The sequence below is a fragment of the Ensifer sp. SSB1 genome (assembly GCF_016652895.1).
Classification (GTDB): Bacteria; Pseudomonadota; Alphaproteobacteria; order Rhizobiales; family Rhizobiaceae; genus Ensifer.
Genome location: NZ_JAEPRP010000012.1, coordinates 57,789 through 77,830 on the forward strand (window position 1 = coordinate 57,789; position 20,042 = coordinate 77,830).

Sequence of the window (20,042 nt, forward strand, 5' to 3'; positions counted from 1 at the left end):
TCAGCGAGTGAGATAGTGATTGAGGACATTGGCGGTGACGCGCTCGACCATCGCGTCGCCGCGCTTGAGAGCCGCCACCCATTCGCAACTGCCGGCGTGGAACACCTCGCCTTTGCCGCGCGGAAAATTGACGATCATGCCGCAGCCGCGCTTGACGCGCTCGACGGCAGCCTCGCCATGATCGCCGATCAGCGTTTCAGCGACAAATTTGGCGTCGGCATCCGAAAGGAACTGATCGTCGGCGGGTATGTCGGCGCTTTCCTCCTTCAGCGAGGACATACCGAGCGCCAGGATTTCAAGCCCGTCAGGTGCGCCGCTGTCTTCGGTCGGCTCGGGCAGTCCGCCGCGGATAATGTAGTCGAGCCCATCGACCTCATAGCCGAAGGCGTGGCCTTCGGCGCCGAGAATGTCGCCGTAGTAGATGCCGGTTCCGGCGAAAGCCCAATGCTCGGGTCGGTAGACCGGGAAGCCGCGCGCACCGCGCGGGGCGCAGCCACCCCAACCGACATAAAGGCCGCGCGTGGCATTGAGCCCGAAGGTCGCAGATCCTGGCCGGCCGATCTCGGCCGCCTCCCAGGAGCCGCTGGTGCGCGTGGGATCATCCGAGCGAAAGGCCGGGTCTTCTGCACGTGAGCGATACTTGTAACAGACTTGGCGTTTGCCACCGTCTTCGAGGCGCGTCTGCCACATGAAGTTGCCGGCAAAGCGCGCGGCGTGGCCGCCGCGCTCGACGTAGCCGTCGACCGCATCGCGCATTTCCCAGGTCCAGTATTCGTCGTGGCCGACAAAGACGACGCAGTCATATCCGTCGAGGATTTCCGGGTTGAAATGCAGCTCATGCTGGCTGGCAAGATCGACGGCATAGCCCTCGCGTTCCGCCCAGCGGAAGAAGTGGCTGTCGTAGCTTGCCCAGCCCGACGAGGCATATTTTTTGGAATAGCCATTGGCATACGCCCATTCCATATGCGGGTAGCGCGGTGCGACAGCCATCGGTGCATTGATCTCAAGCGGTACGCGCGGCGCATTTGCCGGCAGCATCACGAAGCCGCGGCAGAAGGGCCGCTCGACGCTGACGGTCGTCGCGTATTGATCGCGGTTGGGACCGGTGATGCCCTGGTAGTGGTTGGAGCCTCCCCAGGTATTGTATGAAGTCCAAGAACCGGTAGCGGCGACCTGCAGCACACGGCCCGGCTTGCGGCCGGCGAGCGGCCGCACGATGAAGAGATGGTGGCACTCGATCGGCTTGCCATCCCTGCCCTCGGCTCTCAGGGTGATACGGTAGGCGCCGGACGGCCAGTTTTCGTCGATCTTGAATTCAAAACCCGTCTCCCAGCCGCAGCCGAGCACTGAACATTGGTCCGGCGTTTCCTGCCAGCGGGCGGCAAGGCCGTCACGTGCCAGGACGGTTTGCTCTGTGGCTCCGTCGCGCACGATTTCGACCGAAAACTGAGGCGCAGTGGAGCTGACCTGCAGGCGCACGGTGGCGCCCGGCGGATAGGCAAAGGCGTCGGTGTAGCACCAGATCTCGCCGCGCTCGCCGTCCATGCCGGGATATTCGTAGTAGTGACCAAGCACCGCCTCACGGCGCTGTTCCGGCGTCAGGCCGAAATCAGGGTATTGATCCTGGTGTCCCATCATTCCCCCCTCACGCGGCCAGATATTTCTTGAGGAACGCGCGCGTGCGCTCCTGCGTCGGCTGGCGGAAGATCTCGCTCGGCGCCCCCTGCTCGACGACGACGCCCCCATCCATGAACAGGACACGGTCGGCGACCTCGCCGGCAAAGCGCATCTCGTGCGTAACGATCAGCATCGTCATATGCTCGGCTGCGAGCTGCTTCATGACCGCGTTCACTTCGTCGACAAGCTCCGGGTCGAGTGCTGAGGTCGCCTCGTCAAAGAGCATCACCTTCGGCTGCATCGCAAGCGCGCGAGCAATCGCGACGCGCTGCTTCTGTCCGCCGGAAAGGCGGGACGGAAAGGCATCGACCTTGTCGGCAAGGCCGACCTTCGACAAGAGCTCTATCGCAAGGTCGCGTGCGGCAGTCTTCGCCATTCCCTTCAGAATGATCGGCCCCATGGTGATGTTCTGCAGGACTGTCAGGTGCGGGAACAGATTGAAGTGCTGAAACACCATGCCCATCTGCTGGCGCACCGCATTGATGTGCCTTTCGAAGGCCTGGCCCTTCAGGTGCTGATTGACCTGGACGCCGTCGAGCCAGACTTCGCCGCCATTGAGCGTCTCGAGGTGGTTGATTGACCTTAGAAGCGTGCTCTTGCCGGAGCCGCTCGGGCCGATAATCGCGACGATCTGGCCGCGCGCAACCGAGAGATCGATGCCTTTGAGCACCTCCAGTGCACCGTAGTTCTTGCGGGCACCTTTGACCTCGACCATGGGTTTCTGTGCGGTCATCGGGAAACCTCCGCGTTCTTTTCGACCTGGCGTAGACCCGCTTCGAGAACGAGATTGAGAATGTAATAGAGTGCCGCGACCGTGATGTAGAATTCGAACGGTCGGAATGTCTCGCTGATCGCAAGCTGGGCGGCATGGACCAGTTCGGCAATGCCGATGATCGAGACCAGCGAGGATTCCTTCAGTAGCACGATCAGGTTGTTGCCCATGGCTGGAATGGTGTTGCGGATCGCCTGCGGCACGATGAAATAGCGCAAGGTCTGCATCCGGCCGAAGCCAAGGCTGCGGGCACCCTCCGTCTGCCCGACATCGACGGCGACGATACCGGCACGAAGGATGTCGGCATTGTAGACGGCAAAGTGCAGGCCGAGGCCAATGATGCCGGCGATCAGCGCCGGGATCTTGAAGCCCAATTGTCCGAGCCCGTAATAGATCAGAAAAAGCTGTAGAAGCAGCGGCGTGCCCATGAACAGCCACATGAATGCCCGCACCGGCAAGGCCACCGTCTTTGGCGCATAGAGAACGACGAGAGCGAAAACGATACCGAAGATGAAGCTGATCGCGGCGGCGGAAATGGTGAGGACGACCGTCCACCAGACGCCCATCCAGATGATGTCGGCATAGGGCGGAACGACGCTGAAATCGAGACCTTGCATGTGACCGTCCCCCTCAGGCTACGGCGTAGCGTCGGTCAAGCAGATCGACGATCCGCGCGACGACATAGACGATGAGCATGTAGAGCACGGCGGCAACGCCGAAGATCTCGAATGGCTTGTAGGTCGAGCCGATATAGCGTTGTGCCGTGTAGGTGAGTTCGACCACGGAGATCGTCGAGACGAGTGCGGAGCCTTTGACGAGAGCAACAGCGTTGACGCCAAGCGGCCGGATCATCAGCCTTGCCGCCTGCGGCAGCACCACCTTGCGCATGGTCTGGAACCGGCTGAAGCCAATCGAGCGCGCCGCTTCCGTCTGGCCGCGATCAACCGAGAGCACGGCTCCGCGAATGGATTCCGCCATATAGGCGCCGATGTTGAGCCCCAGCCCGATGACGCCGGCGGCAAACGGTTCGAGATTGATGCCGACCTGCGGGCCGCCGAAATAGAGCACGAAAAGCTGGATCAGGCATGGCGTGCCGCGAAAAAGGCTGACATAGGCCGTGCCGAAGGCCCGCAGCAGGAATGAGCGCGACATCTTGGCGGCAGCTATCAGGAATGCGACCACCAAGCCGAGGGCGAGCGCAAGTACCGATATCTCGATCGTGATCCATGCCGCTTCCACGAAGAACGGGAAGACGCGCTGCACCAGCGAAACGTCCATTGGGAAACTCCGGATGGCAAAATCGTGACTTCCAGCCGCAGCTTTCGCCGCGGCCGGAGTGCGGGAGGCATCAGCTTAGCGGATGTCGCTGCCGACCCATTCCATGGCGATCTTCTCGTAGGAGCCGTCTGCCAGCATGCCCTCGAGCGCCTTCTGCATCGCCGCTTTCAGTTCCGGGTTGTTCTTGCGGATCGCGATGCCGATCGCAACGCTGCCGCCTTCGATGTCGGGGGTTTCCAGGCGACGGACCTTCTCGCCGGTTTCCTTGACGGCGACCATGACCGGAATGTTGTCGACGACGATCGCATCGACCCGGCCGCTCTTCAGTTCCATCAGCAGTTCCGGCAGACCCTTGTAGGTACGCACGTCCCAGCCGCCCTGTTCGCGCGCCCACTTCTCATGGGTTTCGCCGAGCGTCACACCGAGCGTCTTGCCCTTGAGCTCGTCCAGCTTCTGGACCGCAGAGGCTTCACTGACGAAGACGGCTCGGCCGGCATGGTAGTAAGGGCCGACGAAATCGACGACCTTCTCGCGTTCCGGCGTAATCGTCATCGAGCCGACAATGGTGTCGTACTTGTTGGCGAGCAGCCCGGCGATGATGCCGTCCCAGGCGGTCGTCACCAATGTGCCCTTGACGCCGACCCGCTCGGCAATCGCCTGGCCGATCGAGGCGTCGAAGCCGACGACCTGGTTTTCTTCATTGACGAAGTTGAACGGCGGATACTGGCCCGACATCGCGATCTTCAGTTCGCCGGCCGCCTTGACGCTCTCGAGGTCGTCGGCCTTGGCCGAGACGGCTGAAAATGTCGCAGCAATGGTCAGCGTCGCGGCCAGCAGGCCGGAGAATAGGCTTTTCATGAAATGTTCCTTGCTCCTCTGGAATGAACGCGCCTTCTTGTGCGCCTGGGATCGGCATCGAGGCGTCTTCCGAATTTCATGATTGCTTCTGCGCCAACATTGCGCAAATAGATAATGGAAATAGAAGGCATAGATTTCAGGAATGGCTTCACCTCGATTGGAACGGCTCGTCTGGGAGCTCGACTGGAACCTTCTGCGCACCTTTGTGGTGATCGCCGAGGTGAAAAGCATCACGCGCGCTGCCGAGCGGCTGAACCTCAAACAACCGAGCGTCAGCAACGCTCTGCGCCGACTGGAAGACCGTGTCGGCCGCCGGCTGGTCGAGCGTGATGCGACGCGTTTCGATCTCACCGAGGTGGGCCAATTGCTCTACGAGCAAAGCGTCGAGGTGTTCGGCACGATCTCGCAATTGCCGCTGCTCGTGCGCGGCGTTAGCGACGACGTCACGGGCCATGTCACGATCGCGGTGGCGAGCCATGTGGTCTCGCCGATCTTCGACCGGGCGCTGATGGAATTTCATCGCAGCTACCCGCGTGCGACCTTGACCATCAACGTTGCACCGAGCGGCGAGGTGACACGGCAACTCCGCGAGAAACGGGCCTCCTTCGGCCTGTGTCTCGTCAGCGTGCGTGATCCCGCGCTCGACTACCTGATGATGTATAGGGAATTCTTCGGCTTCTTCTGCGGCCCGCACCACCGATTGTTCGGAAAAGAAGGGTTGAAGCTTGGCGATCTCAAGGGAGAAACCTCGGTGTCCTTCCACACCGACCACATCGCCGATGCGCTCCGGCCTGTCGCTCTGCTGCGCAGCGAGGCCAAGCTCAACGCCAACGTCGTCGGCGTTTCGTCAAGTCTGGAAGAGGTGCGCCGGATGACGCTCGCAGGTCTCGGCGTCGGCTCGCTGCCGCTGCACGTTGCCCGCCGCGATGTGGCCGATGGTCTCCTCTGGCGCCTGCCACCCTACGACAATCCGCCCGCCATCGACATCTTCATGCTGACAAACCCTGAGAAGGCGCTGAACCGCGCCGAGAAAGCGCTGATTGCCGGCTTGCAGACCCTGATTGGCGAGACACCTGCCGACGAGCGGGTCTACGCCGACTGATCGCGAGATAGCGCCCGCTCATCCGACAATAGGGTCTCGGCCCGCGTCCGCGCGTCAGGTTCCAGCGCGATGGCGGCGCGCGCCTGTAGGTCGAACCGCACAGTCGTCGTCCTGTTGACCGCATGTACGACACCATCGAGCGATCCGGACATCACCTGCTCGAAGGTCACCGACGAGCGACCGAGCTTGATGACGCGCGAACGAATGGTGAGGAGCGTTCCCGCCTTGGTCTCGTGCTTGTACTCGACCTCGGCACGCACATCCGCCCAGCCCCTGTCCGGGTCTGATCCGGCTTCGATCCCGGCGATATGGCCAAGAAGCTGGAAACTCGCATCATCGAACATCGCCGCGTAGTGGCGCACGTTCATATGCCCCATCGTGTCGCACATCCACGGGTGGGCGACACCGACGTAGGTTGTCAAAGGCTGGATGGACATGACGCGCGCCTCATTCTTCGAATTGTGACCGTACGCGAGACATAGCGGATGCTTGACGCCTCTGTCCATCGCGGCCGAGAGCGGCATGCTTTCAACGTTCGCCTCCATTCCGTTTTGACAAAAGGCGAGAAAATTCCGTGGGTAAGCGCGCTTGCTTCTAACGATGGCTATGCGCGGCGCGGTTGCCCTCCTAGATTGGCCGCTTGCAATGTGAGGAGGAATGAAGCGTGAAAGTCTATCTCGCTGGCCCGGAAGTTTTTCTGTCCAATTCGGTCGAGATCCAGAAGGAGAAGGCGGCGCTGGCGCGCGCGGCCGGCTTCACGCCACTGGTTCCAGGTGATCTCGAGATTCCTCCGGCTCCCACCAAGCATGAACGTGGCCTGGCGATCTATGCCGTCGACGAGGGCATGATGCTTGCCTCCGACATGATCATCGCCAATCTGACGCCGTTTCGCGGTATCAGTGCCGACGTCGGAACGGTGTTCGAACTCGGTTTCATGTGCGGCCACGGCAAGCACGTTTACGCCTACACCAATACTTCGCGCAGCTACTACGAGCGGATCCTCAACGATCACTACAATGGCAAGGCTGCGCTGCGCCCTGACGGACGCATGGCTGGCCCCGACGGCCTCAGCATCGAAGATTTCGACATGGCCGACAATCTCATGCTGGATGGCGGCATCCTTCGCCGCGAGGGCGCGCTGATCAAACGCGAAGTGCCCGAGGCCGATCGCTTCACCGATCTCGAAGCTTTCAAGGAATGCCTCGCAATCGCTGCGAGGCGGCACCTGACCTAAACATCACAGGCTCCGCTGCCTCTCTTGGAGGCAAGCGTCCGCCTCTAGTCGGTGGCGCAAGGCCAGCCTGTCGGCGTCTTCAATTCGGCCGGCAATTTGGTCGAGCCGTCGCCGCAGGTCATGTCGACCTGCTCCTGCTCTAGCCCGGTCGCCTCGGAGAGGTTCACGCCCTCGATCCGGGTCTGAAACATGAAGGCGCCATCGAAGTCGATCGGCCCCGTGAAGCTCGAGTTCGCGAAGCTGGCGCGCGACAGGTTGGCGTGAGAAAAGCGGGTGCCGGTCAATTCCGCCCTGTCAAAATTGGCGCGGCCGAGTTCGGCCTTCTCGAAGCTCGTCCCCGTCAGCCGGGCTCCACTGAAATTGGCACGCTGCAGCTCGGAGTTGACGAAGGATGCCTTTTCGGCAGCGATACCCGCGAAGTTGCAGCGATAGGCCTCGATCTTCGAAAAATTCGCCCCATCGGCCAGCGCACCGGCCACCGACGAACGTACCAGCGTCGCCTTCTCCAGGTTGGCGCCCGTCAGATTGGCGCCCCGCAGGTCCGTCAAGGTGAAATCCGTATTGACCAAATTGGCGCCCTGAAGATCGCTGCCGCCGAGCATGAGTGCCTTCTTGTTGCAGTCGGTCCAATCTGCGCCAGGCGACGCCGAATCCTTGCAACTGGCGGCGTGACCCAAAGCCGGTGCTGCCAGGGTGACAAGGCATGCGGTGATTGCTGGCGCGAGCAGGGTTTTCAGCGCACTTCGGCGTGGCGTCGCGGACTGGCGCATCGCGCCGCACCCGTGGTCGAGATCGGTTTTGAGGATAGTCATGGCGCCGCTCCGGGACCCGCGGGGTCGAATCGATTGCATTTCAGATGGCATACACACCCTTCGCGTGATCGGCATCACCGGTTGTGCGTGCTTCGCTGGTAAACGTATGACGTTGCTCCTCTTTATGCAAATAACAGAAATGAAAACGCTTCGCTTCAGATAGCGGCTTCCAACAGCCAGTCACGCAGTTTGCCTTGAGCGCTCTGCTCGACAATGGCTGCTGGCGCGAGCAGATCATAGGACGTTCCGTCCTCAATAAATCCCACGGGCGCGGCCAGAATGCCGCTCTCGACGTCGGCGCGAACAAGCTGCCAGGGGCCGATCGCGACACCGATTCCGGCGACCGCGGCCTGAAGACTTATGTAGAAATGCTCGAAGCTTTGCGAGCGTCGCCCGAGCGTGCGGCAATCGGCGAGCCCTGCCCAGGTTTCCCAAGCGTCCCGGCGGCTACGCGAATGCAGAAGGACCGCCTCGGCACGCAGCTTCGACAGGCTCCCTGCATCGGGTCGGTCGAAATAGTCTGCGACCTTATCGACGCGACAGACCGGGCCGGTGCGCTCGAGAAACAGTGGGGTTGCATGGACCGCCTCGGCTCGCACGAAGTCGTTTCGCCGAATCGCGAGGTCGATGCCGCGCCCCAGCGTTACCGGACCGCCGCCGGCAACGAGATGTATGGAAACATCCGGATGCCGCTGTTGAAAGTCCGGAAGCCGCGGTATGAGCCAACGCATCAGAAGCGTCGGCTCGCAGGAGACCACGAGCGCCGGCGCCCTCACCTCTTCCCGAATCTCCCGGACCGCGGTTTCAACGAGCGCAAAGCCTTCGCGCGCAGCAGTGGCGAGCTTGCGGCCGGCATCTGTCAGGAAGACGCGGCGGCTTCGTCTTTCGAACAACGCCACCCCCAACTCGTCCTCGATGACACGGACTGCCCGGCTGATCGCGCCATGGGTCAAGTGCAGGGCGTCCGCAGCGCGGCTGAAGCTCTCCAGCCTCGCCGCCGCCTCGAAGCAGCGGAGCGCTGCCAAAGGCGGGAGACGAACAGCATCGATCTGTGATCTGTGCTCACCAATTATGTTAGGAATCATCGTTAGTCGCCGACCCGATTGTCGCTTACGTCTGGAGCAGCATCGAAGGAACGAGCGAGAAAAGCAATGACCGAACTGTTAGCAGTAGTCACCATCACGATCTTGGCTGTCATAAGCCCTGGGCCCGATTTCGCGATGGTGACGCGCAATAGCCTTCTCTTGTCCCGGCGGGCCGGCGTCTTGACGGCGCTCGGGATCGGCGCCGGCGTCTGCATCCATCTCGGCTACACCATTCTCGGTGTCGGCCTGATCATCCGGCAATCGATCGTGCTCTTCAGCGTTCTGAAGTTTGGCGGTGCCGCCTATCTGGTCTGGCTCGGCCTGAAGATGTTGCGGGCAAAACCCACAGAAGGGCCACAAGATACTGCTGCCTGCGAACTCTCCGATCTCGGCGCTCTGCGCACCGGGTTCTTGACCAACGCGCTCAACCCGAAGACGACAGTCTTTGTCGTCAGCCTTTTCATGCAGGTCGTCGAGCCGACGACACCACTCATTGTTCAAGTCGGCTATGGCGGCTTCATCGCGGCTGCACATGTCGTCTGGTTTACCCTCGTGGCGCTGTTCTTCTCGACCGGTATCGTGCGCGTTCGCCTGCTTCGACTGCGGCACTGGATCGACCGCACTTTCGGAGCCTTGCTGGTGGGATTCGGCGTTCTATTGGCAACGGCGACTGCAGTCAGACAATAGCGGCGCTAAGCCGTTCGTGCGGGCTGTGGCGTCGAGCGTCAGGCATCTGCTTGCCGACGACGCAAAAACATGCAATATCCATACAATCATAAACGTCGGATATTGCTGTAATGAACGACGAACGCTTGCAGATCTCGTGGCGCCCCACCATACGCAAGGCAGATGGTCCTCTCTATCTCGCGATTGCAGACGCCATTGCCGCAGACATCGCCGACGGACGCCTTTTGGACGGCATGCGATTGCCGCCGCAACGCGTGCTCGCCGAGGCACTTGCGATCGATTTCACGACCGTCAGCCGCGCTTACAACGAAGCAAGACATCGCGGCCTCGTCGAGGGCCGCGTCGGCCAGGGCACCTACGTCAAGGCGCGGCGCTCGCGGATTACTCGCCCCGCCACCAGCGGCATTGTCGACATGAGCATGAACCTGCCACCGCTCTTCGACGATCATCTGCTCGCCGCAAGGCTCTGGGACGACATGACGGCACTCCATGCCGAGCACGGGCTCGACCTTCTGATGCGCTACCAGGCCCCTGCCGGTACCCTACACAACAGAGCCGTTGGCGCCACCTGGCTAGGGCCGCGCCTGGGTGAGGTGCAGGTCGAACGCATGCTGGTCTGCCCCGGAGCGCAAGGCGCGCTCCTTGCGGTACTCACCAGCCTGGCAAAGCCGGGCGACACCATATGCGCCGAAGCCATCGCTTACCCCGGCCTTCGCGCGCTCGCCGCCCATCTCGGCATCACGCTTTTGGGGGTAGCGATCGACGAAAAGGGGCTGATTCCCGAATCATTTGACGAAATTTGTTCAAGGCACGCTTTAAAGGCTCTCTACTGCAACCCGACGCTGCATAACCCAACGACAGCCACGCTCTCGCTGGAGCGCCGTGAGGCGATCGTCACGATCGCTCGGCGACATGGCGTACCGATCATTGAGGACGACGCCTATGGCGCCCTTCCCGTGGCGCCGCCGCCGGCAATTGCCGCGCTGGCGCCGGAACTTGTCTACTACATCGGCGGCCTCGCGAAATGCCTTTCGCCGGCGCTGCGCGTTGCCTATCTCGTCGTTCCAGACACCCGCAGCTCGGTCCGAACCGAGGGCGCCATCCGGGCGACTGCTGGTCTGGCTTCACCGCTGACAGCCGCAATCGCGACCCGCTGGATCGAGGATGGAACGGCCGATGCTGTCCTCGGCGCGATCCGCACTGAAACGAACGTTCGGCAACAGATCGCCGACCGCATCCTCCCGAAGGGCGCAGCCATATCGGACCCGCATGCCTTTCACGTCTGGCTGCGACTGCCGCAACCCTGGACGCGCGGTGAATTCAGCGGTCGACTGCAGGCCGCGGGCATCGCAGTTGTTCCAAGCGACGCCTTTGCGCTCAGGGCAGCCCCGGAAGCCGTGCGCTTGGGCCTTGGTGCGGCCGCGACCCAAGAAGACCTGCGCCGCAGCCTGTCGACCATCGCCGACCTCCTCGGCCAATCCCCCGCCGCATCAAGCCTCGTGGTTTGACGACATGGATATCTCCTGCGGGCGAAATTGTCGCAGCAATGTATGCATACAATAAATTGACAATGTATGCTTTCGGGCGCCTAATCCTCCAGACCTGAGGCGGCGCCTGCTTGGCTGGCCGCAGACCCAGGCAACATCGGCGCAGGCTCAAGAGCGCGCCGAAACCGACGCCTGAAAGGAACGACGATGTCTTCGGATCACGAGTGGCCATCCCTCCCACCGATGCAGACCGGGCTGCGCGGTCGATGCCCGCGCTGCGGCCAGGGACACCTTTTCGAAGGGTTCTTGAAGATGCGCAAGGAATGCGAAGTCTGCGGTCTTGACTATTCTTTCGCGGACCCGGCCGACGGTCCGGCCTTCTTCGTCATCTGCTTTGCCTGCGTCCCGAGCGTGCTTCTCGGGGTCTGGCTTGAGGTTCAGTACAGCGCACCGCTTTGGGTGCATTTGCTGGTGACAGGCCCATTCATGCTGCTGACGTGTATTCCACCACTTCGACCATTGAAGGGATGGCTCGTTTCAAGCCAGTTCTTCTACAAGGCTGAGGAAGGCAAAGTCGTCAGACGCAGCGCCGATCCGCCGGTTGCGACGACGCAGTAGGGAGCTTCGCCGGCCTGCGAATACGATAGGCAATACATATCCGGCACGTTCAAAATCTCCGACAGAGCATGCAACATGCCGTGGATCGCCATAACGATCCCGAATTCGCCGACCAGGTGCAACCATTGGCTTTGACCATCAAGCGATTTTCGATAGTTCCGGGGAACAAACTCGATCGCCTACCTCTATGATTGCGGTTCGTTCCAGGCTGGTATCGCCATCGACGAACTCGAAGGTCTCTCCACCAAGCCGAACGGCGTTGGCGTTGAAGCAATCGTTTCGGCTTCGGTCGGCGGCGTTTCCTTCGACCTGCTCGGCGGTTACGACTCTGAAGTCGAAGAAGGCGCGATCCGCGGCTTGCTCTCGGCTGACCTCGGCCCGGGCGTCCTCCAGGTTGCTGGTGTTTGGGCTTCGGACCCGAACGCTTACTGGAACGCTTCGGAATGGACCGTTGCAGCTTCGTACGCCTTCAAGGCCACCGACAAGCTAAAGATCACCCCCGGCGTCCAGTACTGGGACAGCCTGCGCTCCGGTTCGGAGTTCAACAACGACCTCGACAAGTGGCGCGCTGGCGTAACGCTCGATTACGCGATCACCGAGGGTCTCGCGACCCGCGGGCTACGACCGACCGCGACTACGTTTCGGGCTTCGTCCGCCTGCAGCGCAACTTCTAATCCGATCTTATCGATGAAAAGGCCCGCAACCTCTGTCGAGGTTGCGGGCTTTGCTATTTCTGGCGAATACTTCAGCCGGCTGAACCGGCGGTGATCAATTCGCGGGTGTGGGTTCCCCCAGGGACAGCATCAGACGGTTCGCCCAGTTGAAGAATGCGGCGCCGTGGATCACATCGGCGATTTCCAACTCATCAAGCCCAACTGCAGCCAGCCGCGCGATGTGCTCCTCTGCGAAGACTGACGGCGTCGCGGTCAGTGCGACGGATGCAGCAACAATCGCATTCCAGCGATCGCCAAGATCCGCACCTACCCCCTCATCCAGCAACTTTTGCACGTCGTCGCCGCGCTTTGAATGGTGAGACGCGAAACGCGAATGGACAGACGCGCAGAAGATGCAGCCGTTTGAGCGGGAAGCGGCCGTTGCCGCCAATTCTCGCTCAGCCCGTGGCAACCCGGTGCGGGTATTGTAGAAGATATCCTTGTCCGTCCTCGTGCGGGCTTCCAGTACCTCGGGGTCGCGCACCAGCAGGCGAAAATAGGGAGACTTGGCACGCGCAGCTTCGACGAGCCCACGGAGATGTCGTTCAGTGAGGTCGTCCTCCGCCAAGGGCTGGAGCCACGGTGTCCAGCCGATCTCGGCCTGCGTGAAGTTCACCGGAGAATTTTCCACGTTGGGGATAATGGCAAGCTCAGTCATTGTCTCAGGTCCTTTCGGTGGCTTATGCGGCAGCGCGCTTCGACGCGGCGGAAAGAAGGCTGAGCCCGGCGATCACCCGGATCTGGAACGCGACGAAGGAAACAAGCTGTGACAGGGTCACGACGCCATCCGTCGTCCAGCCGGCATTGAGGAGCGCCTGCAGCGCCTGCGGGCTTGCCTCGCGCGGGCGGAAAACCAGCAGATGCGCATGTTCAAACGCTGCGGAGAGCTTTTCGCCCAGCACTTCGCGATGGGTGTCCGAGACGCGGTAATTGGGACCTGCCTGGCTTTCGGCGCTCAGCGGCCCCTCAGGGAAACTGCCATAGGGTCCAACCGCTTGTCCTGCCCCAATCTCGGCTTTCAGTATCTCGACAAGCCAACGGCCCGCAGCACCTTCCTCAAGCGGATTGACGTAGAATTCGTAGATATCCGCCTGGCGGTGCAGCCCGGCGACAAAGCCCGCGACCGCCTGCCGCTCCACCAGGGAAGCGTCGTCGACTGTCTTGGGCTGAAACAGGGCCAGGTAGGTTTGCTGCGCCTGTTCACGCGTCTCCGGTCGCTGGGCACGTACGCGGTCGAGGTTCGATCCGGGCGTGATGCCGGCTAGCAGATCGATGATGTCTGGCGACACTTGGGTCATTTAGGTCTCCTTTGGGGGTATCAGCTTCAGCCAACGGCGCCGAAGCGGCGCGCGTGGAACTTCTCTTGCGGCGCCCAGCCAAGCGCCGGCGCGACCTTGGTCGCGATCAACTCGATCGATCGCAGGATCAACGGGTGCGGCGGATCGACGGAATGGACCTGGAACACAAGGTCGGTGACGCGCTCGAGCGTCTCGTCACTGCGCAGGCTTTCGATGACATCGTCGACCGATCCAACATGGACGTCGAATGCGGCAATCAGATCTGCAAGGGAGTTGCCCGCAACCTTGTGGCCGGCGGCGATCAGGCGCTCCGCGCCGCGGTTCAGCCCAATCTCTGCCAGGCGCAACGCTTCGGCCCGGCTATCGGCGACAAAGAGGCTACGCGAGCCGAGAATGCGGGGTGCGCGACCGGGGGGAAGCGCGTGCAGATAGGCGTCGATGATCGGGTTTTGCAGTTCCGCCAGCGAGGCGTTCGGGCTTTCTTGCGGCCGCGGCTGCGTGCGCGACAGCATTAAGCCGTCGCCGGCGCGACCGGCACGCTCACCGCCTGCAACCGAGAAGGTCGCCTGCCAGATGCGATCGAGCAGTTGCGACGCTGCGGGATAGAGACGGTCGCCGCCGGCGAGCGCGCGGCCGGCCCAGGCATCGAGTACCGTTTGCAGATGTCGACCGAAGACTGCGCCACGTTCCGCACTTTCAAGGCCAAAAGCCGTGAAGGATGACGGCGTTCCACCGGTTCCAAAGCCGACCTCTAGCCGACCACCGGAAAGCAGATCGAGAACCGCTGCGTCTTCGGCCACCCGGATCGGGTTTTCGAGTGGCAACGTTATGACGCCTGTGCCTAGTCGGATGCGCGTGGTCTCTGCGGCCACGTGCGCGAGAAAGACCAGAGGCGCCGGCAAACCACCCTCATCGGCATGGAAATGATGCTGCGCCACCCAGCCGGTATCGAAGCCGAAGCGTTCGGCCGTCACAATCTGCTCCTTGGCGTAGTAATAGCGGGTGCCGGCGGGAACGTCGTCGAGGAGGCGCGTGAAAAAGCCAAGGCGCTTGCGTGGTGTCGTCTCTGTCATGGTCAGTCCTATCTGTGGTGTCAGCGCGTCAGGCCGCAGCCCGGCGATTTTGCCCGGGAATGGCGTTGATAAGTTCGCGGGTGTAGTCGCTGCTGGGATTTTCGAAGACCTCTGAGACCGTGCCACCATCGACGAGGCGCCCATCCTTCAGGACGGAGACGGTGTCGGATATCTGGCGCACGACGGCGAGGTCGTGGGACACGAAGAGGTAGGTCAGGCCGAGATCGCTCTGCAGCTCCTGAAGGAGCGCGAGAATGCGCGCTTGGACGCTCACATCGAGAGCAGACACCGCCTCGTCCAGCACCACCACCTGAGGATCGAGCACAAGTGCCCTGGCGATGGCCACTCTTTGGCGCTGGCCTCCGGAAAGCGCATGCGGCCTTCGCGAAAGCGCGTCTTCGGGCAACCCGACGCGCGCGAGGATCGCCCTCGCCTTTTCCTCGCGGTCAGCGCGCCTGAGCCGGCTGAAATTGAGCAGCGGCTCTGCCACGATTTGCAAGATACTCTGGCGCGGATCAAGCGATCCGTAGGGGTTCTGGTAGACCAGCTGAATCTTCTGGCGGAACTGCCGGAGATCTTCTCCGGCAAGACGCGAGAGATCGGTACCGTCGATCTCGATCCGCCCAGCGGTAGGTTTGTCGAAACCAACGATACTTCTGATGGTCGTCGTCTTTCCCGAGCCGGACTCGCCGACGATCGCGTGGGTCGATCCGCGACGAACCCGAAAGCTGAGACCGTCGACCGCGCGAAACCGGCTCTTGCCCACGCCCGCAAATTCGCGAACAAGACCGTCGACGACGACAATATCGCCCTGAACGCCCGAACGGACTTTAGGTGGCCTGGATACCGGCGCGGCAAACGACGGTGCAGCGGTAAGCAATTGTCGCGTGTAAGGACTGCGCGGCGCAGCGAGCACAACACTGGCAGCACCTTGCTCCTGGATTTTCCCGTTCTGGAGTACGACGATCCGGTCGGCGCGATCGGCAGCAACGCCCAGATCGTGGGTCACCAATAGGACGGCAGTGCCATACTCGGCTCGCAACTCATCGATCAGGTCGAGTATGCGCCTCTGCACGGTGACATCGAGCGCACTCGTTGGCTCATCGGCGATAATCAGTTGCGGCCTCAGGGCGATGGCAATCGCAATCAACACGCGCTGGCGCATGCCGCCTGAGAGCTCGTGTGGATATTGTCGCGCCCGCAATGCCGGTTCGCTGAGACCGACACGGGCAAGAAGGGCAACGACGCGCTCGTTGATCTCTTCAGGGCGCAGAGCTCCGTGGATCCGGAAGATTTCGCCGACTTGCGCGCCAACGGTCTTGACCGGATTGAGAGAGTTCCCTGGATCCTGCGGCACAAGACTGATCCTGGCGCCACGTACCGCTTCCAGCTGCCGGTCGGTCCAACGGGCAATGTCGGTTCCGTTGAGCTTGATGGTTCCGCGTTCCACACAACCGTTTGCTGCAAGCAAGCCAATGATCGACTGCGCCGTGGTCGTCTTGCCGGAGCCGGATTCTCCTACCAGCGCAACGACCTCGCCGGGATTGATGCGGAACGAGACGTCGTGGACGGCGCGGCGAGCCGTGGTCCCATCATCATAGGCGATGCATAGGCCTTCGACTTCGAGTACGGGCGGTACGTGTTGAGGAATCATGGTCATGCTGCGGCCTTTCCAAAGGATTGGCTGATCCGGTTGGCAGCCAGGACGACGAGAACGACCACGACGCCGGGCGCGGTTGTCAGCCACCAGGCCGTCGAGATGTAATTGCGACCTTCCGCGATCAGCAGACCCCACTCGGGTGTCGGTGGTGGCGCGCCATAGCCGAGAAATCCGAGTGTCGAGATCTGCAGCACTGCCGAGCCGAACTGCAGCGATGCGAAGGCGAGGACGGACGTGAGCGAGTTCGGAAGGATGTGCCGCCAGAGGACCGATACAAAGGTACCGCCGCTGCCAAAGGCCGCCTCGACATAGTCGCTGCGCCTTACGCGAACGACCTCGGCCCGCGCCAATCGGGCGAAGCCCGCGACCGAGGTGACGCCGACGGCAATCGCCGCATTCACCGTGCCAAAGCCGAGCAGGATGATAATGCTGAGCGAAAGCAGCAACGGCGGGATCGACAGGAAGACATCGACAAGCCGCATGATTGCGTCATCAAGGCGACGCCGGACGGAGCCGGCGGTCACGCCGAGCCCGGTGCCGACAATCAGGCCGAGGCCAACGGCAACAAAGGCGCCCGTCAACGAATGCACGGCACCATGGACGATGCGCGCGTAAAGGTCACGCCCAAGAGCATCCGTCCCGAGCAGATGTTCTGCACTCGGCCGCTTCAACTGCGCCCCGCCCAAACCCTCGAGCGGGTTGTAGGCTGTGAAGAGCGAGGGGGCGACCGCCCAAAGAAAAACCGTTGCCAGTATGAGCCAGGACAGGGCCAACCCTGCAGGCACGCGGCGCAGCGCCGAGACCGTGCGAGCGCGTCGCCCGTCAGATTTCCGCATAGCATCCGAAGCGATGTCATCGTGAAGCGTATCGAAAGTGGTCATGCGGCAGCTCCGACTTTTGTCCTGAGGCGCGGATCAAGCACGGGGTAGAGCAGATCCACGGCAAGGTTGATGATCACGAAGGCGAGCGCCGAGAGCACGACGATGGCCTGGAGGACGGCGGCGTCCTGATTACCGACGGCGCGCTCGGTAAGACCACCGATGCCGTTGAGCCCGAAGACGGTTTCCGTCACCACGGCCCCGGCGATCAATTCGCCGAAGAGTACGCCGGCAATGGTCAACGTCGGGAGGAGCGCGTTCTTCGCCACATGCCGCCAGAGCAACCACTGGCGGGTTGCACCTTTGGCGCGAGCGACGCCGACGAAAGGCCGCGTCATCACCTCATCGATGTTGCGCACAAGCACCTGGGCGAGCGGTGCTGAGATCGGTACCGCGAGCGTGACGACAGGTAGGATCAACTCCTGCCAGGGTCCGGGATTGATGACCGGAACGAGCTTCAAGCGGAAGGAGAAGATCTGGATCAGCATGATCCCGAGCCAGAAGGTGGGGATCGAGATGAAGAGCGAAGGAACCGATTGCAGCGGGCCGCGAAGCCAGGCAAAGGGCGTCAGGCTGGAGAGGAAGGCGATGAGGATCGCCAGCACGGAAGCGAGGAGAAAGCCAAGGGTGGCGAGTTTCAAGGTTGCCGGCAGATGCGCTGCAAGAAGACGGCTGACAGGCACACCCGCCTGAACCGAGTAGCCGAAATCGCTGGTCAGGAACTTGCCGATCGTCTGCACGTATTGAACGAGCACGGGGCTGTCGGCAGCATAGGACGCACGGATTTCTGCGACCTGCTGGGCGCTCAGTCCGAGATCGGGATTTTGAAACTTGATGAGGATCGCGTCGCCGGGCATCGCCTGCAGCAACACGAAGGAGATCGTGAATGCGGCCCACAGGACGAAAAGCGCCTGTCCGACGCGATTGAGCAAATAGGCGGACATGGATCCATTCCTCTGCATGCGGATTTCAGGGGTGGCGGCCACCGCAACGGCGGTGGCCGCGGGTCGATCAATGCTCGGCGAGCCAGGTGCTGTAAAAGCTCGGACGGCCGACTGCCTCGAAGGCGACGCCCTGGACGTAAGGCGCACCGGCGTAAGCCTGCGGCTCCTCGAAGATCGGGATCGCATAGGCCTGGTCCACGACATAGTCCTGGATCTCACCGGCGATCGCCAGGCGCTTTGCCCGATCCGGCTCGGAGGCCAGTGCGTCGAGCAAGCCGTTCAGCTTGTCGTCGACGAAGCCCTGGACCTTGTCGCTGAGACCACCCTTCTGACGCAGCACGTCACGGTTCTTCGGATAATACTGGCTCTTGATCACATCGGGGTCGGCACGTCCGACCATCGCCGGCGAAACCGGTGTCTTTAGCGGGTCGAGATCATCGACCGTCCTGCTGCCGCTATCCCCGGCAAGCACGTTGAGCTTCACACCAACCTTGCCCCATTGCTGTGCAACCAGCTGCAGCGTCTCTTTGTTCTGCGGCTGCGGCAGGGATTCATACGCGGTCAGCACGAGTTCCCTGCCGTCCTTCTGGCGCAGGCCGTTGGGGCCGGTCGACCAGCCCGCCTCATCAAGCAGCGTCCTTGCCTTCTCGGGGTCGAAAGCGAGCTTTGCCGAGACATCCTTGTAGCCGAGCGCGGACGACGCGATGATCGAGGTCGCCTGTGGATAGTTGGCCGAAAACAGCGTCGTGACGATTTCGTTGGCATCTGTTGCGTGCAGCAGCGCCTGGCGCACCTTGACGTCAGCCACGAGCGGATTGTGCGGGCGGAAAACGACACTGTTGTTCACGCCGCGGGTTGATGGGGCGTAGATCTGGTAGTCCTGCGCCTCGACCTGTTTTTCGTCATAGGCCTGGACCTGACGGATGAAATCCGCCTGCCCTGCGAGCAGCGCACCGATGCGCACGCTGTCTTCGCCGGTGATGATATAGGTGATGCCATCGAGATAGGCGCGGCCCTGATGCTCGAGTTTCGCCGGACCCCAGACGTAGTCTTCGCGCGCCTTGAGCTGCAGCTCCTTGCCGATCGCTTCGCTCTCGACCACGAAGGGACCGGAGCCGATGATCTTGGTCGCATCGCCAAGCTCCTCGAAGGGTAGCGCAAGCGTGCTGGCGGCAACGAGCCCGGAACCGATGACCGAGGTTCCTTGCAGGAAGCCCGGCGACGGACGCTTGAAATAGAATTTGACGGTCAGCGGGTCGAGGACCTCGCTGCGCTCATAGTTGTTGATGACTTCGGAAACCGGTTGCTTCAACGCTTTGTTGCCGAGACCGAAAACGTCGTAGTTCTTCGCGACTGCTGCCGCGTCGAGAGGCGTGCCGTCGGAGAAGGTGACGCCGGGGCGGATCTTGAACGTGTATTCGGTCGCGTCTGCATTGATCGTCCAGGACTCGGCGATCCAGGGCTCGATCTCCAGCGTTTTTGGATTCTGATAGGTCAGCTTGTCGGTGATCTGATTGAGAATCCCGCCGTTCGGATAGAAGCCGCCTGCCGGGGGATAAAGGTTGGTATGGGCCTGCTGCTCCAGATAGATCAGCGTCCCGCCTTTTACCGGCGCCGAGCCTTCGGCGCGGGCACAAACGTGTGTCAGGCCAGTGGCTGCGAGCGTCGCGAGGGTGAACGCAAGCCGTTTCAGTTTCATCGTCATGAGAGCCTTCCTTCGAAAATCAGATGGCTATGGTACGACGGTCGTCGCAGTTATCAATTAAATCTAGTAAATTAATATGCTATATGTTTCGGTCCAGCGGAAAGAAGCATCTAGCGCGCAGCCGCCAGCGAGTTAATTGTCCCTCCTTCTGTTTTCCCACC

Annotated in this window: 20 protein-coding genes and 1 pseudogene; 6 read left to right on the forward strand and 15 right to left on the reverse strand. The window is 61.8% G+C overall.

The window, feature by feature from the left end; genetic code table 11:
* The 5 genes from I8N66_RS05030 to I8N66_RS05050 all read right to left on the reverse strand — a co-directional run bounded on the left by I8N66_RS05030 (position 1) and on the right by I8N66_RS05050 (position 4,585).
* Entirely contained in the window at positions 1-1,635 is a 1,635-nt protein-coding gene (locus tag I8N66_RS05030; protein WP_291150390.1) for a N,N-dimethylformamidase beta subunit family domain-containing protein, read from the reverse strand.
* Between the two features lie 10 nt (positions 1,636-1,645).
* A complete protein-coding gene (locus tag I8N66_RS05035) occupies positions 1,646-2,410 on the reverse strand; it encodes an amino acid ABC transporter ATP-binding protein (RefSeq protein WP_291150392.1) in 765 nt (254 codons plus the stop codon).
* Positions 2,407-3,066: an amino acid ABC transporter permease gene (locus I8N66_RS05040; protein WP_223728943.1), complete on the reverse strand. Its 660-nt coding sequence runs from the start codon at positions 3,064-3,066 to the stop codon at positions 2,407-2,409. Before I8N66_RS05040 ends, I8N66_RS05035 begins: the two co-directional genes overlap by 4 nt.
* Before the next feature lie 13 nt (positions 3,067-3,079).
* On the reverse strand, positions 3,080-3,727 hold the full coding sequence (locus tag I8N66_RS05045) for an amino acid ABC transporter permease (protein ID WP_291150394.1): 648 nt from the start codon (positions 3,725-3,727) through the stop codon (positions 3,080-3,082).
* Positions 3,728-3,802: 75 nt separating this feature from the next.
* Entirely contained in the window at positions 3,803-4,585 is a 783-nt protein-coding gene (locus I8N66_RS05050; RefSeq protein WP_291150396.1) for an ABC transporter substrate-binding protein, read from the reverse strand.
* A 142-nt stretch (positions 4,586-4,727) separates the two neighbouring features.
* Between I8N66_RS05050 and I8N66_RS05055 the strand changes: the two genes are divergently transcribed.
* Entirely contained in the window at positions 4,728-5,687 is a 960-nt protein-coding gene (locus I8N66_RS05055) for a LysR family transcriptional regulator (RefSeq protein ID WP_291150398.1), read from the forward strand.
* On the opposite strand, the gene I8N66_RS05060 is transcribed toward I8N66_RS05055, so the two are convergent.
* Positions 5,675-6,124, reverse strand: coding sequence for an acyl-CoA thioesterase (locus I8N66_RS05060; RefSeq protein WP_291150399.1), 450 nt, complete (start codon positions 6,122-6,124; stop codon positions 5,675-5,677). The two genes, I8N66_RS05055 and I8N66_RS05060, sit on opposite strands and share 13 nt — an antisense overlap.
* 227 nt (positions 6,125-6,351) lie before the next feature.
* Here I8N66_RS05060 and I8N66_RS05065 point away from each other — a divergent pair, with 227 nt between their 5' ends.
* The gene (locus I8N66_RS05065; protein WP_291150400.1) at positions 6,352-6,921 is read left to right on the forward strand and encodes a nucleoside 2-deoxyribosyltransferase; all 570 of its coding nucleotides are present in this window, start codon (positions 6,352-6,354) and stop codon (positions 6,919-6,921) included.
* A 44-nt stretch (positions 6,922-6,965) separates the two neighbouring features.
* Here the strand turns inward: I8N66_RS05065 and I8N66_RS05070 are convergent, their stop codons facing one another.
* Complete coding sequence (locus tag I8N66_RS05070; protein WP_291150402.1) at positions 6,966-7,808, reverse strand: pentapeptide repeat-containing protein; 843 nt, start codon at positions 7,806-7,808, stop codon at positions 6,966-6,968.
* A gap of 80 nt (positions 7,809-7,888) precedes the next feature.
* Entirely contained in the window at positions 7,889-8,818 is a 930-nt protein-coding gene (locus I8N66_RS05075) for a LysR substrate-binding domain-containing protein (RefSeq protein WP_291150404.1), read from the reverse strand.
* Positions 8,819-8,884: 66 nt separating this feature from the next.
* Here I8N66_RS05075 and I8N66_RS05080 point away from each other — a divergent pair, with 66 nt between their 5' ends.
* The 4 genes and pseudogenes from I8N66_RS05080 to I8N66_RS05095 form a co-directional block, all read left to right on the forward strand.
* Positions 8,885-9,505 carry a LysE family transporter gene (locus I8N66_RS05080; protein ID WP_291150407.1) on the forward strand — a complete coding sequence of 207 codons (621 nt, stop codon included), beginning with the start codon at positions 8,885-8,887 and terminating at the stop codon, positions 9,503-9,505.
* A gap of 110 nt (positions 9,506-9,615) precedes the next feature.
* A complete protein-coding gene (locus tag I8N66_RS05085) occupies positions 9,616-11,013 on the forward strand; it encodes a PLP-dependent aminotransferase family protein (protein ID WP_291150410.1) in 1,398 nt (465 codons plus the stop codon).
* Between the two features lie 186 nt (positions 11,014-11,199).
* Entirely contained in the window at positions 11,200-11,610 is a 411-nt protein-coding gene (locus tag I8N66_RS05090) for a DUF983 domain-containing protein (protein ID WP_291150412.1), read from the forward strand.
* A gap of 168 nt (positions 11,611-11,778) precedes the next feature.
* Positions 11,779-12,284, forward strand: a pseudogene (locus I8N66_RS05095) (porin); the annotation flags it as partial.
* A 94-nt stretch (positions 12,285-12,378) separates the two neighbouring features.
* On the opposite strand, the gene I8N66_RS05100 reads toward I8N66_RS05095, so the two are convergent.
* The 7 genes from I8N66_RS05100 to I8N66_RS05130 form a co-directional block, all read right to left on the reverse strand.
* A complete protein-coding gene (locus I8N66_RS05100) occupies positions 12,379-12,981 on the reverse strand; it encodes an alkylhydroperoxidase domain protein (protein ID WP_291150415.1) in 603 nt (200 codons plus the stop codon).
* 22 nt (positions 12,982-13,003) lie between these two features.
* The gene (locus I8N66_RS05105) at positions 13,004-13,621 is read right to left on the reverse strand and encodes a CMD domain protein (RefSeq protein ID WP_291150418.1); all 618 of its coding nucleotides are present in this window, start codon (positions 13,619-13,621) and stop codon (positions 13,004-13,006) included.
* 26 nt (positions 13,622-13,647) lie between these two features.
* The gene (locus tag I8N66_RS05110; RefSeq protein WP_291150420.1) at positions 13,648-14,694 is read right to left on the reverse strand and encodes a putative FMN-dependent luciferase-like monooxygenase; all 1,047 of its coding nucleotides are present in this window, start codon (positions 14,692-14,694) and stop codon (positions 13,648-13,650) included.
* A 28-nt stretch (positions 14,695-14,722) separates the two neighbouring features.
* Positions 14,723-16,354 carry an ABC transporter ATP-binding protein gene (locus I8N66_RS05115; RefSeq protein ID WP_291150423.1) on the reverse strand — a complete coding sequence of 544 codons (1,632 nt, stop codon included), beginning with the start codon at positions 16,352-16,354 and terminating at the stop codon, positions 14,723-14,725.
* Complete coding sequence (locus I8N66_RS05120) at positions 16,351-17,190, reverse strand: ABC transporter permease (protein ID WP_291150435.1); 840 nt, start codon at positions 17,188-17,190, stop codon at positions 16,351-16,353. The genes I8N66_RS05115 and I8N66_RS05120 overlap by 4 nt, the downstream gene beginning before the upstream one ends.
* A 41-nt stretch (positions 17,191-17,231) precedes the next feature.
* On the reverse strand, positions 17,232-18,176 hold the full coding sequence (locus I8N66_RS05125) for an ABC transporter permease (protein WP_291150426.1): 945 nt from the start codon (positions 18,174-18,176) through the stop codon (positions 17,232-17,234).
* A 67-nt stretch (positions 18,177-18,243) separates the two neighbouring features.
* On the reverse strand, positions 18,244-19,881 hold the full coding sequence (locus tag I8N66_RS05130; RefSeq protein WP_291150429.1) for a TIGR04028 family ABC transporter substrate-binding protein: 1,638 nt from the start codon (positions 19,879-19,881) through the stop codon (positions 18,244-18,246).
* Positions 19,882-20,042: the final 161 nt, after the last annotated feature.